Here is a 16008-nt window from a genome sequence, read left to right as displayed (position 1 = left end):
TTAACCTTTGCAGTCTTTGGACATAAACTCTATTATGAGATCGCAAATTCGATCTATCTGGCGACCGGTTAAACCAATAAACGTCGGAAGTGACAGGCCGTTCTGAGACAGTTTTTTGGTGCCGTTAAGAGGTTCTCGGAAATCTTGATAAGGTGGCTGCTCGTGCAACGGATAAAAGAATGACCGAGAATCAACACCATTCTTAGAAAGCCATGTTTTCAGATTTTCTGCTCTTTCGCCACTATCGCATGAGGTAATGCAAAAAGAGAACAGCCAATTAACCGCAAAAGCATCTGGCAGTTCATTTTTGAAAGCTAAATCAGGCAAATCTCCAAGTCTACGCCGATATTGCAATTCCTGTTCGCCTCTCACTTTAATAAAGTAATCAAGTTGCTTGAGTTGTGAAACCCCAATCGCTGCTTGGATATTTGTCATTCGATAATTGAGCCCGGCGTAATCATGCCAATAGCGCCTCGTCGGCGACATGCCATGGTCACGCAACACCCGCATTTTTGTGGCTAGTGCTTCATCCTTAGTCGTTAACATTCCACCCTCACCCGTAGAAAGCAGCTTGTTAGCAAAAAAACTAAAGCAGCCAATATCACCTAATGCGCCTGTTTGCACCCCGTCAAATCTGGCGCCAAGCGATTCTGCACAATCCTCAATTACAGTGATATTATTATCTTGGGCAATCGCTAAAATAGATTTCATGTCAGCAGGATTGCCGTACAAATGAACTGGAACAATCGCCTTTGTTGACGGTGAGATTAATGCACTGCAATCTTCAACATCAAGTGTCCAAGTGAGCCTATTTACCGCACATAGGACTGGCTTTGCTCCACACAAAAGTACTGCATTGGCCGTCGCAGCAAATGTGAGATCAGGCACAATAACTTCATCTCCCGCTGAAATGCCAATAGCCATTAGAGCTAAATGGAGTGCAGCTGTACCACTAGTAACACTGATCGCAAAATCAACACCAATATATTGCGCGAAGGCCTTTTCAAATTGTGTTACATAGGGCCCCTGAGAGGAAATCCAACCAGTTTCCAAACACTCAGAAACTAGAGTTTTCGCATTTTCATCAATATAGGGTTGTGAAATTGGAATGAACTCATTTTTATCCATGTCTGTGCTCATTCAAAATTGATTCATCTCGGGCGAGAGAAAGATCGTTCAGCATCATTTCACTTACCATTTCCTTCAAACCAATGGAGGGTTTCCAGCCTAATTCTCTTTCAGCTTTACTAGCATCGCCCCATAAGACATCCACCTCATTAGGCCTAAAGTAATAAGGATCTATACGTACAACTATGTTACCGACTTTAAGGTTAGAATTATTTTCTCGAGTCGTTTGGTAGAGCACATCGTTGTTAACCGCGTCAATTATTCCTATTTCATCTATGCCTTTTCCCTGCCACCTAAGCGTTACACCAATGCGTTCAAAACTCATGTTCACAAAGTCTCGAACTGAGTTCTTCTTGCCAGAAGCGATAACGAAATCATCGGGCTTATCATGCTGAAGCATTAACCATTGCGCCTCTACATAGTCTTTTGCATGACCCCAATCACGCTCAGCATCGATGTTCCCAAGGTACAAACAATCTTGTAAACCGAATGCAATTCGGGCTATCGTAGATGTAATTTTTCTAGTTACGAACGTTTTCCCCCTAAATTTAGACTCATGATTGAACAAAATACCATTACACGCGAACATACCGTACGATTCTCTATAGTTCACTACTGACCAGTAAGCGTAAAGCTTTGCTGTCGCATATGGAGAACGAGGATAAAATGGTGTAGATTCGTCTTGCCTTGGAGACTGTATTTTACCGTACAATTCGCTAGTTGAAGCTTGATAGTATCTGACCTTTTCTTCCATCTTCAATGTTCTAATTGCGTCAAGCAGGCGTAATGTTCCAAGGCCGTTCACATCAGCCGTATTTTCAGGCGCGTTGAATGAAACGTGAACATGGCTTTGAGCGGCTAAATTATAAACTTCAGTAGGCTGTACTTCATTTAATAGTCTTACTAAAGATAAAGAATCACTCATATCCCCATAATGCAGGTAAAAATCATTCTTAATTTTCTGAGGCGGATCGACTAAGTCGTGTAGTCTGTCTAAATTTGGTAGCGACGCTCTTCGTCGTATACCATGCACTTGATAACCTTTATCTAACAAAAATCGAGATAAGTAAGCACCATCTTGGCCAGTAACCCCAGTGATCAAAGCAACTTTATTATTCATTTTTTTCCTTACTTAATCTAAAGTTCGCGATTCGATGTTGAACTCATCTAATCGATGATAGATGGCTTCAATGTGCTCTCTCAGCGAAAATTTATCGCTCGCCCCAGATCTTCTCTCAAGATAAGCAAGAGCATCATCATTTATTTTGTAGCAAACTGCTTTGATTTTCCCGCCAAACAATGTCTTCATATTAAATAAGCTCGTAGAATGCATTCCAAAGATCTGAGCTGGAACTCGCCCTTGAATCGCGCATGCAAGTTCATACGGTTCTTCATGAAACTCAACTTGAAAACCTAGCTGCTCTAAAAAGTCTCGTTTGCTATTAATATTCTCTGCCCTGTGGGCAAAATATATCGGAATTTGCCCATCTCCCATATCTCGACGAGCATGTGAGATAAATTCAAAATAAGCGGATTCAGAAACGATTCTCTTTTCAATCACAGGAGACCCAATAAAATGTAATTCCATTTTCTGGGAAGCGTGGTGCTTATTGAACAAGTCCCTCAAGACATTGAGATGATTACGTGACGTGTTTTCATACTGTGGAAATGGAAATATCGAAAATAGATTTATATTTTTGTTTTCCAAAAATAATCCTAGCTTCCTCTTAATTCTTTCCGCCTCTTCTTTTCGACTGGGCATTTGTTGATGTAGTGCTATAGGTAATGCGAAGTTATTAGGTGCTATCAACTTCTCTGTCAAAACATTAGTTGCTGCACCGTCGTCTACAAGTATTATATCGCTACAACTCAAACAACATGCGACATCTTGCATCCAGATCTCTCTGAGATCCCCTACTAAGACCCGTTCAAACTCATATTCTCTTAGACAGTCTACTAGTTTTGCATAGGGTTTTATTCGCTCTTCTAAACTAGTGTTTGTGGGTATTTCTAGTTTAATTTCCTCAACATTAACTAGGTTCGAATGAAGTCGGTCGATTTGCCTTAACGAGTTATCACAAAATGTGGCACCATTAACAACGATGATACGCCTTTCACTTAGCCCGAATTGATGAAGAAACTCTTGCGCGCACAAGTACTGGAAGGGAGATGTAATCAGTAAGAGAATGTTGCTTAACTTTCCACTTTCTACCGACAATTTTGCTCTATTCATATTTTTCTGAAAATTTTTCACTCGACTCATCAGCCCGCTTTTCTTATAGCTAGCTAGTTATAAAATAAATTGGTTGAAAAACTATAGTTCACCATTAAATTCATGGTAGGTCTCATCTACGCGCCTTACTCTACGCACGTGCTCAACATCAGAAATGGTTTCATATCTTAAGTCTTCAACTTTCATTCTAGGTAGGTATACAAGTCTATCACCCGTAGGTAAAACAAGATCTTGTTCTTGAAGGTAGTTATTAGTTAGAACAATATAATCGGGGCCTGAGTAGCACTTAAATGGTTCGCTGTAACGTACGATATCATCAAAAAAATCTTCCATGATCAAAGGGTGATGACTAACTTTTTGCAAAAAGATAGCGTCACTAAAACCACTTAACAAAGCATAAAGAGCGGTGTTGGTGAGTGTTATAGGATTACTCTGATAAGGATTGTGTACATCTTTGTAACTCCCTTTCGAAAGCACAAGTAAGCCTTTTAAAGGCTTAGAAAAATACTTTCTGTTGATTATCGTGTCTATATTACAAGTATTAGATAAAGCTAAAAATTTGTCGCTCTCACCAGCAAGCCAATTTAATGTTACCTGTTTACAGTCTTGGCGCTCATCGCATGACAACAATTCTATAGGTTTTGTTTTGATAGGTTTCGGTACATTTTTATGTTTAACATGAAGTCGAGAAACTTTTGTTTCATCAGCTATAAAATGATTCCTTCTAAGGCCTATAAATGGGGAAATATTGTCTAGCCCGTATTGGTCGTTAGCCATTATAAGAATTATATCGTCAATAAAACGGCGCCAATGAGATAACAGCGAATTACCCAACTCTACAATCACGGCTTCATCAGATATATTCAACAATTTACTAAACATACTGTTCATGTAGTTAAAAGTACCGTTTAGATAATAGAAGGCTAGCGACTTCCTGCGTAGATATGATGAAACTATGAACTCTCTTTGCTCGGATACCAATTTATCTACATCCAAAGATGATTTAAGTCCACTAGCGAGTAAGCCTCTTAGCGCACCGAGCTCTTCTAAGAGACTTTGCGTACTGTAACGGTCACTGTATAAAGACGAAAATTTTTCGTTGTGTTGAGATGTAAAAGCTAAATTCTGAATGCTGTTTTTAGCTTTTTGTTTACTTTCAGATGTGGAACTTATTAAAACAAAGTCCTTGTGAAGAGCCTTGGCCCCTAAAATTTTTGCGCCGTCATTGAGATTATAAATTTCAGCATTTGATTGGGAAAACGTTTGTTCTAAAACGCCCTTTGAGACTTTGAACTCATACTTTGTCTTGACCCAAGGTTTAAAATTTCCAGGGATGACTAGTGACATTGCATGATTTTCAGCATAGTTATATAGCTCTTCGCCACTACCATCGTAATAGCCTGAAGATTTTGAGTGATGATATGTATCACTCACAAATCCCATGTCAGTGCCAAACAAATACACTTGGGTAAATCCCATTTCAGTAACAAGATCAGCGGCAAAATTCGTCACTGTCGGATAAGAGTAGTTCATTAATGCAAATGGATGCGATTTATCGAGTTCGGTTATAGAGACCGTCGAGGACTCTCCTTGCTTGAACGCTAAGAGCGTTTTGCCAAATAAAGCAGCAGAGTCTGGATGGACACCGTTACAGCTTAAAAGCGTGATCTGTTTAAGGTAATTGTCATCATCTATTCTAGAGAGCCAGTCGAACGTGGAGCGGTTAGTTTCTATCTCTGCATGAAAGTCTGGCGTTATTCCACTACGGTGAAGAGATTGCAAGGCAGTGCCGCATGAAATCACGAGGGCTTTATCACGCTCTTCTTTTAAGACCTCTATTAATCCATCCAAAGACGGCCCGTTACCCACTATGAAAACAGGCACATCTAATACTTGATTACAAAGTCTTCGTTTGTTCTTCGATAACAAAAAAGGAATTTTACTATTTAATGCCCACTGAGTATGCGCTATGCCATATTTAGCATTATCAAAATAGTCGCCCATAGCGATAATTACTAAAAGCTGCTCTCGCAAACGCGCAACTGCATCTGTGAGATTATCATTGACATAGCTTTGGTAGAAAAACGTATTGGCAAGCACATAGGGACCTACGGTTTGAAACTGAACAAGCAAATCGTTTGTAAGGTTAGAGCCGTCATCGCCAATGTTAAGGTAAAGCCGCTTCTTGCCGTCATCAAATGATTTTATGATGTATTCCCAATCCACAGCGTAAAGTGATGCGAAAAAGAAGTCCTTATTTGGTTCGCAAATAAATAGCATTTCGATATCGTGCCTATTTACCATTTCTTCGACACCATAACCGTTGCCTAAGCCAAACATAATGAGTGATTTGACTTTGTTTGGTAATTCACTTTGAGCTTCGTTAGAGCCTTTTAAGACCTTTTCACATGCATCTACAAGTTGATAGTGTAAATAGCCCTTCAATTTCTTGCCCGTATAACTCAGCAAAAGACCATCTTTGTTAGGTTTACGAGAAAACGCATCAAAACTAATTTTTGCGTCATTTTTTGACGAAGCGCTAAACAGACAGTCAGTTTTTTCATGATAAGCGTTAACTTCTTCCGCAGAATTAGCGGTAGGAAACCAATATAACGGCTCATAGTTGACAAACTCTCTATACAAATCAGGGAAATACACTTTGAGTACGTCAAGATTTTTGACTTTTAAAGCTTCATTCAAGTTGCTATCGTCGGCGTTTATTCTCGGTTTGAGTTGAGCCCAGAGAGGTAAATAGCTTTCACTAAGGCTTTCAGAAGAGCGTCTTGGCTGCCATTTTTGAATATCATCCCAACAACCAGAATTAGCGAGTTTTTCTTCTATAGCGTTGAATACGGGCATGTTGAGATGCTTAAAGCAAGTCACACTACTCACATTAGTATGAGTTACTAACTCTTGTAAATCCTTGGTGAGGCTAACTCCATCTCCCCCTATTTGCAGATAAAGTGCTACATCTTGCTCTTTAGCTATTTGTAGCAACTCTTTCCAATCAATCGCTGAAAGAGAGCAAATGAAATAGTCAATACAAGGTTCATACACAACAATATGCTTGAAATTACCCGTTCGCACAGCATGTTCTAAGTGATAACCTAAACCCAGACCTAAACAAACCAGAACATTTTCACGTTCTTTGTAAGCTTTTGATATCAGTAGGGGTTTTACACGTGAAATATATTCAGAGTAATGTAACAACACCTCTTCCTTTGGGTGCATTCCATAGAGCACTTGGCCAGTGTTATAGTTGACTATATTTAGCTCAGAGTACTTGTTACACAATAGCGTTGAAACGGATGCTTCTGAAGTTCTTACTAGTTCCGCTAGCGTAGGAATGTAGCGCTCTAGTGCGCCTATGCTCCTGCGATAGTTTTCTCTAATGGTCAAGGCCAAAGATTGTTCAATTAACTGCTGTTGCTCTTCATCTTCATGAACGTGAAATTGTATTTGCTGTAACATGGCTATTTATATTTCTTAACGGCTGCGCGGCCTCGAGAAAATTGAACCGCTTCTTTTTTAGCACTTTCAAGCAAACCCTGCGCCAGCTCTTCAAGCTTTTGATTAATCTCGAATTCTTTCTTAGCAAATTGAGTTTTCTTGTTGCCTTCCATTCGGTTTAGTGCTCGAACAACAACTTTATGACGTATTTGAGAGAGGTGTCTAAAACGCTCAGTAGAAAATTCTTCATTATTTGAAGATAAGCAAGCAGCTAACTCAGCGTTAACTGCTTGAAGAAATAATGGAGTTTCGGTGTGGTTTAAAATCGCGTTTTTCAAATAGCTTGTCGGTTTTGGCGTCGGGCTTCGTAAGCTTCCTGCTTGGCATCTTCAGGAATCTGCACCCACGCATCGCGTATTGGTGTTAATAGGCTAGACACTTCGTCTAACATATTCAAGTCGTTATTGAAATGCGCGTCGTTCAATCGCTCAACCATATAGTTGTACAGCGCAAACATATTTTCGGCAACTTCACCGCCCACTTCAACATCAAGCGTATCGCGCAAGTGCATGATAATCGCGTTCGCCTTCGAAATATAATCAGCCTTTGCAACTAGCTCTTTTCGTTCCATTGCGCCTTTGGCGTACGCTATCCTGTCTAACGCACCTTGCAACAGCATCAGTGTCAATTTATGAGGATCAGCATTTGCAACGTCCTGTTTTAAATTCCCTTTGCGATAGGCATTTATACCTTTAAGTGACATAAAAACTCCAACTCTTCGTTATCTACAACGACGCTAGCAGCGCTGACCCAGTCTGATTCAACTGTGCAACGGTTTGGTCGAGGTTCAAATATTTATCTCTAAGAATTTCTTCGTAACTTAGCATGCGAAGTTCAAGGGTCTCGCGCTGATCGTAAAGATCTTCGCGATCATCTTTTGCTGCACGCTCTCTTAAACTAATTAATCCACTATACGATGTGTATTCTTTGGAAAACTCATACAAACGTGTGGCAATGCCTTCATCTGGGTCCGTAAATAGCTTAGCAATTTCGTCGAAGTTATCTTCAAGCGCGTCTTCGAATCGATCCTCACCTGAGCCCAGCCCAAAATCGTTAGTACCGATTTCTAATTTACCGTCGTCATCGAATTCAATACCAATTTGGAAAAGTCCGCCCAATGCTGAGGAGCTAACATTGTCACCGACAATTGACGCTAAGCCACTTTGAATCCCACGAAGTAGCGAATCTCCTGCCAATGCACCATCGTCTTCCAGTTCAGACTCTCCGTAACGGGTTAGCGTTTTTATTTCATCAATAAGTGCATTATAGTTATCGACAAAATCTCGTACTTTTTTATCTAACCCTTCTTTGTCATACCCAATGCCTAACTTTGTGGCTTGAAAATCACCCGCAGCATCTTTAGGAGAAACTTCATTTACCTCAAATGAAACATTCTGAATGGTATTCTCGAATTCATTTGAGCTGCTTTGTACTTCAATGCCGTCTATGTAAGCTATTGCATTTCGCGCGCTTTCAATGTTGGCAGCGCTAATGTTCGCTGTGCCGCCTGTTGTTGAAAGCCTGTCTAGCTCCGCAGCACCTGTATCGTTAGTTATGACTAAATCGTTGCCATCGCCAGTTTCACTAGACGAAAAAACAAGTCGAGGGCCCGCACCGGTTCCAGTATCGATAATGTTTGCAGTGACTCCAAAATTATCATCTGCACTATTTATCTTTTCGCGCAGTGCAGTTAACGACATACCAGCAGTTACATCAACCGTAAAACTCTTGCTTCCACCAACATCAAATGTAAGGGAGCCAGAACCTGCAGTAAGCACGGGATCGCTACTAGAAGTAAATGCTCCGGCATCTGTAGTGATTCTACTTCCTGCCGAAAGCTGCTCTACGATTATTTCATAGCTACCACGAAGTGCTGAGTTAGACGCCTCGGCAGAAAGGACGTCATTGTCCTCTGAAGGATTAGTAATGGTAGGTTCTCGACCGTTAATGCCATTGTCGCTGCGTAATTCGTCGACGGCATCTTTAAAGTCGGACAATTTCGATTTAATTTGACCAAGGCCAGAAATTTCAGCTTCGATACGCTCTTCTTTTGCATTCAAGCGCGCCTCTTTAGGCTGACGTTCTGCACTCAGAAGCTGTTGTACAAGATCGTCAAGCGCAAGGCCTGACCCCACACCTAAAGACTGAATTGTCATATATTACCTCATTAAACCTGATTGTTGATAAACACTCCTACGCTGTTCCCCACATCCTGCTGTAGCTCTTGGATGCGCTCGGCAAGTTTTAAAACATCTTCCGATGGAATTTGCCTAATCACATCTCCAGATTGAGAATCTTTTACCGTAACCACTGACCGATTTGTTTCATCGTCGATGGAAAACGCCAAATCCCTGTTCTGAACTTTCAGAAATGATTCAACTTTGGCGACAGCCTCATCGAGCTGAGCACCTTTCCTCTCTACATTACTGCTATCGGCCTGTTGAACAAAAGCTTGAGAGATATTTTTCTCACTTGCAGCTAAATCATCAGTTTTTGCTTGCTGATTTGAGTTCGCAAATTGGCCCTGGTCGTCGCTTTCCGTTTTCAGCTCAGACGCTAACGGTGCTTTTTCTCTTACAGGCGCGATTGACGTCGTTGATGCAAAAGCTTGGCCACTTTGGGTGTTTTGAATTTCCACGTAATACCTCCCTACTGAAACGACAAAACGGGCCTTGTATAAAAAATAACAAGCACCCGTTACATCTCAACTAAGGTAACTAATTAAAGTATAGCCTATCCCAGCAAAGACAGCGCTGTTTGTGGACGCTGGTTTGCCTGGCTGAGAACAGAAACAGATGCCTGCTGGATAATCTGGTTTCTGGTTAATTCAGCGGTCTCTGTTGCAAAATCAGTATCGCGTATTTGTGAGCGAGCTGCTGACAAATTTTCACTGATGCTGCTTAGATTACGTATTGTAGACTGAAAACGGTTTTGTAGAGCACCTAAGTCCGCACGAACCGCCCCGATACCAGAGATAGCAGCGTCGACGTCACTAAGTAGAGATGATGCACCAGAAGCAGTAGATACATCGTTTGATGTAATGTTCAGACCTGTAGCACTGAAGCCGTTAATTGAACCTAAGTTACCTGACGATAAATTAACAGAGATAGTTTGCCCTGCGTTTGCACCCACAAGGAATTTCGCTGAGAAATTACCATCTAGGATATTTACATTACCGAATTGTGTATCAGTGGCAATACGTGAAATCTCTGTGCGAAGCGCCGACACTTCTTTTTGAAGAGCTTGACGATCTGCTGAGCTGTTGATGCCGTTTTGCGACTGGACTGCAAGAGTACGGATACGTTGTAAACTCGTTGTTACTTCGCTTAGCGCACCCTCTGCTGTTTGAGACAGAGAAATAGCGTCGTTAGCATTTCGAACTGCCTGATTCAAGCCTTGAACTTGAGATGTAAGACGATCTGAGATTTGCAAACCAGCAGCGTCATCAGCTGCGCTGTTAATACGGAATCCCGACGAAAGCCTTTCAAAAGAAGTGTTTAAGCGATTGCTTACGTCAAAAAGCTGACGCTGCGCGTTAAGCGAAGACACGTTAGTATTTACAAATAAAGACATTAGATTACCTCCTAGGGATTCAATGGCCGCTGTGGTATCATTAAATCCTTCCAATTCAAATTAGGTGGGTCACTACTCCCAGCTAATCCCTCTCATAAAAGTAAAGTAAATTACCCCTCAACAATAGGTATCGGCAAAGTCTTTAGGTTCTTTAGCTTTTTTTGAGTTTTTTTTATCGAAGACGCTCAGAAACACGTTAAGTCATTGATATATATAGCGAATATTTTTTTGTTTTTTTGTGTCTAATAACTAAAAAGAACGTTATGAGAATGAGGTACGTGGATGTTAATGCAACTTCCACAGTAGTGAACAAGAAAAGCTAAACTTTCGCCCGATACAAGATTGAGCGACGAGAATAATAAGGAAAATTCTACCTCGATTCGATTTTCGAAAAAGTGGCACGAAGAGTGCTTTAACAAAATGAACGGAATATTTTGCTCAGTATTTTGTTTGAAATTGGCGGGATGTTTCGGTAATACTAAAAAAAAGGCCGAGACAATTTAATCTCGGCCAATTTGCTCACGTTAGGAGATTGAGCAAATTCAGTTTCTGTCGGCTGGCAGGTATTTAGTAGGATAAACTGGCCTCTCAACCAACACTTCTACACTCTCAGTCCTGTTAGTCGACGCTTTCTCTAAGAAGCGGCCTGTTGGCCGCTTTCTTTTTTTTGGGATGGCCTCTCAACTCCTCCCGTTAAAGCGTCAACCTTCTCAAGGGTGTGATTAACCTAGTAGAGACAATGCAGCTTGCGGACGCTGATTCGCCTGTGAAAGAACAGTTGTGCTCGCCTGCTGAAGAATCTGGTTGCGGCTTAGCTCTGCCGTTTCAGTGGCAAAATCAGTGTCTTTAATACGAGATCTTGCCGCAGAAACATTCTCAGAAATATTACTCAAGTTACGGATAGTTGACTGGAAGCGGTTTTGTAACGCACCCAAATCTGCTCGTAAACCACCAATTGCCGAGATAGCTGTGTCTACGGCAGTTAGTAGACGAGAAGCGCCCTGTTCAGTGAGAACATTATCGTCCAAAATTCCTAGACCTGTTGCACTAAACCCGTTAACTCCTGCACGTGTTAGTGCTTGCGACGACAAGTTAACTGAAATAGTTTGACCTGCATTAGCACCTACCAAGAATTTTGCAGAGAAGTCTCCTGAAAGAACGTTCACACCAGCAAACTGCGTAGTTGTTGAAATTCTTGAGATCTCAGTGCGAAGTGCAGAGACTTCTTTTTGTAGCGCAACGCGGTCAGATGAGCTGTTAATGCCATTTTGTGACTGAATCGCTAGTGTACGAATACGTTGCAGCGCGGTTGTAGTTTCCTGCATTGCACCTTCAGCAGTTTGTGCCAAAGAAATACCGTCATTTGCATTACGGACCGCTTGGTTTAGCCCCTGAACCTGAGATGTCATACGGTCTGTAATTTGAAGACCTGCAGCATCGTCGGCGGCACTGTTGATTCTGAAACCTGATGATAGGCGTTCAAAAGCAGTATCAAGGTTGTTACCAGTAGAAAATAATTGGCGTTGTGCATTCAGTGATGACACGTTGGTATTAACAAATAGACTCATGGGTCTCTCCTAACAGTTTTGAGTATTGCGCTATTGCTTTTATTATTTGCGCTATTTTTCGATATTTGGCATAGCCTGTGCTTTATATTCGGTGTCAGATTTAATCTGACGTTTCGTTGGCACACTACCAATGAAACTTGCAATATAGAGAATTTTATTCTCTTTGCTGGCCGGTGGGTTTGTTGTTCCAGACCTCAAACCTCTCACTACCTCCTGGCTTCATTCTCGCCGGTTAGCAGCTCCAACACTTCTTGCAAACCTACCTTTTTATCGTCTAAAGCAAAAAATCCTTTAATATTTTATATAAAAAATTTTTTTAACTTTATGACTTTGATTTTCCTAACTTAAATAAAAATACCTACACATAAAAATTCTAAAAAAAATTCAAATATCTAGGGCTTTACTATCATTTTTAGCTTTAAGGAAGACTAATTTATCTTTATCTCCCCTTTGTAATAGTTATCGTCCAAATGGGAATTTTCCTTTAGTAATTTTTTGCACTTTTTATTGAATAGGACAAAAAATTTAAGAAGTCATTGAAAATTATGAAGTTATAGCGGGTTTCAAGCTCGATAGTGGAAAGGACAAATGACGTGATTATAATGAGACATATAAGAAAGCTGGCCACTGAAGGGCCAGCTTTTAACTAGTGAAGACTAGAGCACTACCTCCTGACTCCAATACACTAATTTAAAACCGATTATCCAAGTAGAGACAATGCAGCCTGTGGACGCTGGTTAGCCTGAGAAAGTACAGTAGTACTTGCCTGCTGGATAATCTGGTTACGCGTTAGGTTCGCTGTTTCAGTTGCAAAGTCAGTATCTTTAATTTGTGAACGTGCTGCAGAAACGTTTTCTGAGATGTTGCTCAAGTTTCGAATAGTAGACTGGAAGCGGTTTTGAAGCGCACCTAAGTCTGCACGTAAGCCACCAATGGCAGAGATAGCGGTGTCAATAGACGCCATCATGGCAGACGCATTTCCACTTGATAATACATCATTACTAGTAATGCCAAGACCCGTAGCACTGAAACCATTCACTCCTGCACGAGTTAGTGCTTGGCTTGAAAGGTTAACAGAGATAGTCTGACCAGCATTAGCGCCAACAAGGAACTTCGCAGAGAAGTCACCAGATAAGATGTTCACACCGGCGAATTGTGTTGTAGTTGAGATACGTGAAATCTCAGTACGCAATGCAGACACTTCTTTTTGAAGAGCTACACGGTCAGCTGAGCTGTTGATACCGTTTTGCGATTGTACCGCAAGAGTACGAATACGCTGTAAAGCGGTGGTGGTTTCAGATAATGCACCTTCAGCAGTTTGCGACAGTGAAATAGCATCGTTAGCGTTACGTACAGCCTGGTTAAGTCCTTGGACTTGTGAAGTCATTCGGTCGGTAATCTGTAGGCCAGCAGCATCATCAGCGGCGCTGTTGATGCGAAAGCCTGAAGAAAGGCGCTCAAAAGACGTGCTCAAAGAATTACTAACATCAAATAACTGACGCTGGGCATTCAATGAGGATACATTGGTATTAACGAACATAGACATAAAGTCTCTCCTACACTCTCAGTCCAGCGATAGCTGGCGGTCGGATGTACCGACATTTTGTTTTAGTAGTCATCAAGACCTGAGGGGTAATTGATGAACTGGCTCTCTCAGAAACTGTATCGACAAGAATTAGATTCCCTTTAGAAAAAATTACGATTTTTGCCGATTAGCGGTAATATATTGCCGCTGAATTGGTGAAAAGAAGTCACAAACATCGGATTTTTAAAGAGATTTCACATGTCAAAAAAATTGAAATTGCTGGACATAAAACGTGTATCTAAGCCTGCAGCGCACAGCGCATTTACAGATTTAATTGAAAACCCCTTCGACAACAGTCGCGATACATTGATATGCAGTTATCGCCAAGCAACGAATCATGTCAGTGCTGATGGCATACTCGTTGTGCTAACAATCGACAAAAATACTTTTCAAGTTAAGTACAGATCGACAATCAGAGAAGGCAATGCAGATCTGAGAGATCCTAAGTTTTCATATCATGGCAAACGTCTCATGCTTACCACCTATGCAAAAAGCTATAGTGATGATGGGAAAATGACTTCAAGAATGTTGACCTATTTTTCAACAGATGGACTTTCGTGGTCAGGCAAAAATAGCTACGGCAAAAGCGGGTGGTGGTTGTGGAATCATTCTTGGTTTAATTCGCAAGCCTATGGTTTTGCTTACAACCGCCCTTCAAACGCAATATCTCTGTTTAAAGGCGACCCAATTCGTACAATGCAATTGCACGTTGAAAATGTATTTAGTCTTAGTAAACAGGGTAAAGGGTACCCGAACGAGAGTACGATTTTATTTGATGAATTGGGGAATGCATCAGTATTTCTGAGACGTGATGCCGATACGTTTAGTGCACAGTTTGGTACATCTAAGCCCCCGTTCACCAAATGGACATGGCATGATCTGGGGATATACATCGGCGGCCCCGCTGCGGTTTGGTTAGGCTCAGACTATTTTATTGTTGCAGGACGTTATGTCGACTGGGCAACACGCACTTTCTCTACAAAGCTATGGCTGTTTAATGCAAACTCAAAAAAGCTAGAAGAACTGTACACAATGCCAAGCAGCGGTGATACGAGTTACCCGGGTTTGGTCATACAGGATGACATTCTCTACATCTCTTACTACTCTTGCCACATCGACAATCAAGCTAGAGTTTATATGGCTCGCTTGTCAGGCGTGAAAGCACTGACTAATAGACCAGTTTAAATGAAATTAAATAGAGACAAATTAGTAACTTGAGGAAATGTTTGCAGAGCAGCACTCAGTGCTGTTTCCTGTTTAGCAAACTCAGTAGATGCCTCAGCATAATCCACATCTTGAATAGAGGAGCGCTGCGCTTTTGCCGCAATTTCCATATCTAAATTACTTTCATACGTACTTTCTGCAATATTGAGCCTGCTACCAATCGACGCTCTTTCTAACGAGAGTTTTTCTAAACCATTGTCTAGCCCTACAAGGGCATCAGCTATAGACTCTTGCAAAGCTGAGCTATCTATTGTCGAATCCATAAGGATTTCTTGAATTTCATGAATAGACTGCGCCATACTTTTTTTCTCTGGAGCATTAAATGACAAATCTATGCTATCTCCAGGCGCAGCATTCGCATTAAATTCCATTCCTTTGATTGTAAAAGGCTGTCCAGAGGTGTATGCAACAGTGTCTATTACCGTTCCAGTACCTTGATTAACTAATTGTGCTTGCCCCGTCCCCAAAAAGTTAATGCGAAAGTCATTGTTGGCTGCGTTGACTGGGTCATAATTTTGGTCAAAAAACGTATCGAATGTACCTTGTTGCTTTACAGAAGCACTATTTACATTGGCACCTGTAGCACCATCTACAGAAAACTTAAAACGCGATAGCACGTTTTCAAAAACTTCGTATCCGTTACTGGTAGACTGAACTTTTGCACTGTTTGATATTTGAACAAAGTTTACACCTGGGTCGCCGGCAAAAGTTATAGCATTTCCCGTGGCTGCAGGGTTGTATTCAAATGCTTGATTACCTGACTGGAAACCTGCATACAGATAATTACCATCTGCATCTTGTGTATTCATTAAATCGAATACTTCAAGTTTTATCTGCTCTAGTTCTGCGCCTATGGCCCGCTTGTCAGGGTCAGATAAAATTCCGTTTCCAGATTGTACAATTAGCGTTCTAGCTCGGTTTATTGAGTCCGTGATATTGGTCAGCACAGCTTCTTGCTGTTCAAGTGAGCCTGTAACTAGATCATTGTTGCGCTGGAATTGAGTAAGTTCATCAAGTTCTTCGGTTAATCGAAGTACTTTTGCTGCGCCAACGGGGTCATCGCTAGGTGTAATGATGCGCTTACCTGTAGCCAATTGCTCTTGCGTTTTTGCCAAATCACCCTGACTTTGCATGATTGAGCGCAAGTTTTGATCATAGATTTGATTTGTTGATATACGCATTTTTCA

The 16008-nt window shown here is 41.2% G+C and carries 13 protein-coding genes; 1 reads left to right on the top strand and 12 read right to left on the bottom strand.

Annotated elements, in window-relative coordinates:
* The 11 genes from ACHUFN_RS08580 to ACHUFN_RS08530 form a co-directional block, all read right to left on the bottom strand.
* The gene (locus tag ACHUFN_RS08580; RefSeq protein WP_394221928.1) at positions 1 to 1128 is read right to left on the bottom strand and encodes a DegT/DnrJ/EryC1/StrS family aminotransferase; all 1128 of its coding nucleotides are present in this window, start codon (positions 1126 to 1128) and stop codon (positions 1 to 3) included.
* Positions 1121 to 2248, bottom strand: coding sequence for a GDP-mannose 4,6-dehydratase (gmd, locus tag ACHUFN_RS08575; protein ID WP_394221927.1), 1128 nt, complete (start codon positions 2246 to 2248; stop codon positions 1121 to 1123). Before gmd ends, ACHUFN_RS08580 begins: the two co-directional genes overlap by 8 nt.
* Before the next feature lie 12 nt (positions 2249 to 2260).
* Positions 2261 to 3391 (bottom strand): hypothetical protein, encoded by a 1131-nt coding sequence (locus ACHUFN_RS08570; protein ID WP_394221926.1) that lies wholly within the window; start codon positions 3389 to 3391, stop codon positions 2261 to 2263.
* Positions 3392 to 3442: 51 nt separating this feature from the next.
* The gene (locus ACHUFN_RS08565) at positions 3443 to 6832 is read right to left on the bottom strand and encodes a motility associated factor glycosyltransferase family protein (protein WP_394221925.1); all 3390 of its coding nucleotides are present in this window, start codon (positions 6830 to 6832) and stop codon (positions 3443 to 3445) included.
* 2 nt (positions 6833 to 6834) lie between these two features.
* On the bottom strand, positions 6835 to 7149 hold the full coding sequence (locus ACHUFN_RS08560; protein WP_394221924.1) for a hypothetical protein: 315 nt from the start codon (positions 7147 to 7149) through the stop codon (positions 6835 to 6837).
* The gene (fliS, locus tag ACHUFN_RS08555) at positions 7146 to 7574 is read right to left on the bottom strand and encodes a flagellar export chaperone FliS (protein ID WP_394221923.1); all 429 of its coding nucleotides are present in this window, start codon (positions 7572 to 7574) and stop codon (positions 7146 to 7148) included. Before fliS ends, ACHUFN_RS08560 begins: the two co-directional genes overlap by 4 nt.
* Positions 7575 to 7596: 22 nt before the next feature.
* A complete protein-coding gene (fliD, locus tag ACHUFN_RS08550) occupies positions 7597 to 9027 on the bottom strand; it encodes a flagellar filament capping protein FliD (RefSeq protein ID WP_394221922.1) in 1431 nt (476 codons plus the stop codon).
* An 11-nt stretch (positions 9028 to 9038) separates the two neighbouring features.
* The gene (locus tag ACHUFN_RS08545) at positions 9039 to 9509 is read right to left on the bottom strand and encodes a flagellar protein FlaG (protein WP_394221921.1); all 471 of its coding nucleotides are present in this window, start codon (positions 9507 to 9509) and stop codon (positions 9039 to 9041) included.
* Positions 9510 to 9604: 95 nt separating this feature from the next.
* On the bottom strand, positions 9605 to 10444 hold the full coding sequence (locus ACHUFN_RS08540) for a flagellin N-terminal helical domain-containing protein (RefSeq protein WP_394221920.1): 840 nt from the start codon (positions 10442 to 10444) through the stop codon (positions 9605 to 9607).
* Between the two features lie 722 nt (positions 10445 to 11166).
* Positions 11167 to 12012, bottom strand: coding sequence for a flagellin N-terminal helical domain-containing protein (locus tag ACHUFN_RS08535; RefSeq protein WP_394221919.1), 846 nt, complete (start codon positions 12010 to 12012; stop codon positions 11167 to 11169).
* A gap of 700 nt (positions 12013 to 12712) precedes the next feature.
* Positions 12713 to 13558: a flagellin N-terminal helical domain-containing protein gene (locus ACHUFN_RS08530; protein ID WP_394221917.1), complete on the bottom strand. Its 846-nt coding sequence runs from the start codon at positions 13556 to 13558 to the stop codon at positions 12713 to 12715.
* 237 nt (positions 13559 to 13795) lie between these two features.
* Between ACHUFN_RS08530 and ACHUFN_RS08525 the strand changes: the two genes are divergently transcribed.
* Positions 13796 to 14782 carry a hypothetical protein gene (locus tag ACHUFN_RS08525; RefSeq protein WP_394221916.1) on the top strand — a complete coding sequence of 329 codons (987 nt, stop codon included), beginning with the start codon at positions 13796 to 13798 and terminating at the stop codon, positions 14780 to 14782.
* On the opposite strand, the gene flgL is transcribed toward ACHUFN_RS08525, so the two are convergent.
* Positions 14779 to 16002, bottom strand: a complete 1224-nt coding sequence (gene flgL, locus ACHUFN_RS08520) for a flagellar hook-associated protein FlgL (protein ID WP_394221915.1) — start codon at positions 16000 to 16002, stop codon at positions 14779 to 14781. The genes ACHUFN_RS08525 and flgL overlap by 4 nt on opposite strands.
* Positions 16003 to 16008 lie beyond the last annotated feature (6 nt).

The sequence above is a fragment of the Alteromonas gracilis genome, from assembly GCF_043642145.1.
Classification (GTDB): Bacteria; Pseudomonadota; Gammaproteobacteria; order Enterobacterales; family Alteromonadaceae; genus Alteromonas; species Alteromonas gracilis_B.
Note: the sequence above shows the minus strand (reverse complement) of the source record. Positions and strands in the feature narration are given on the sequence as shown.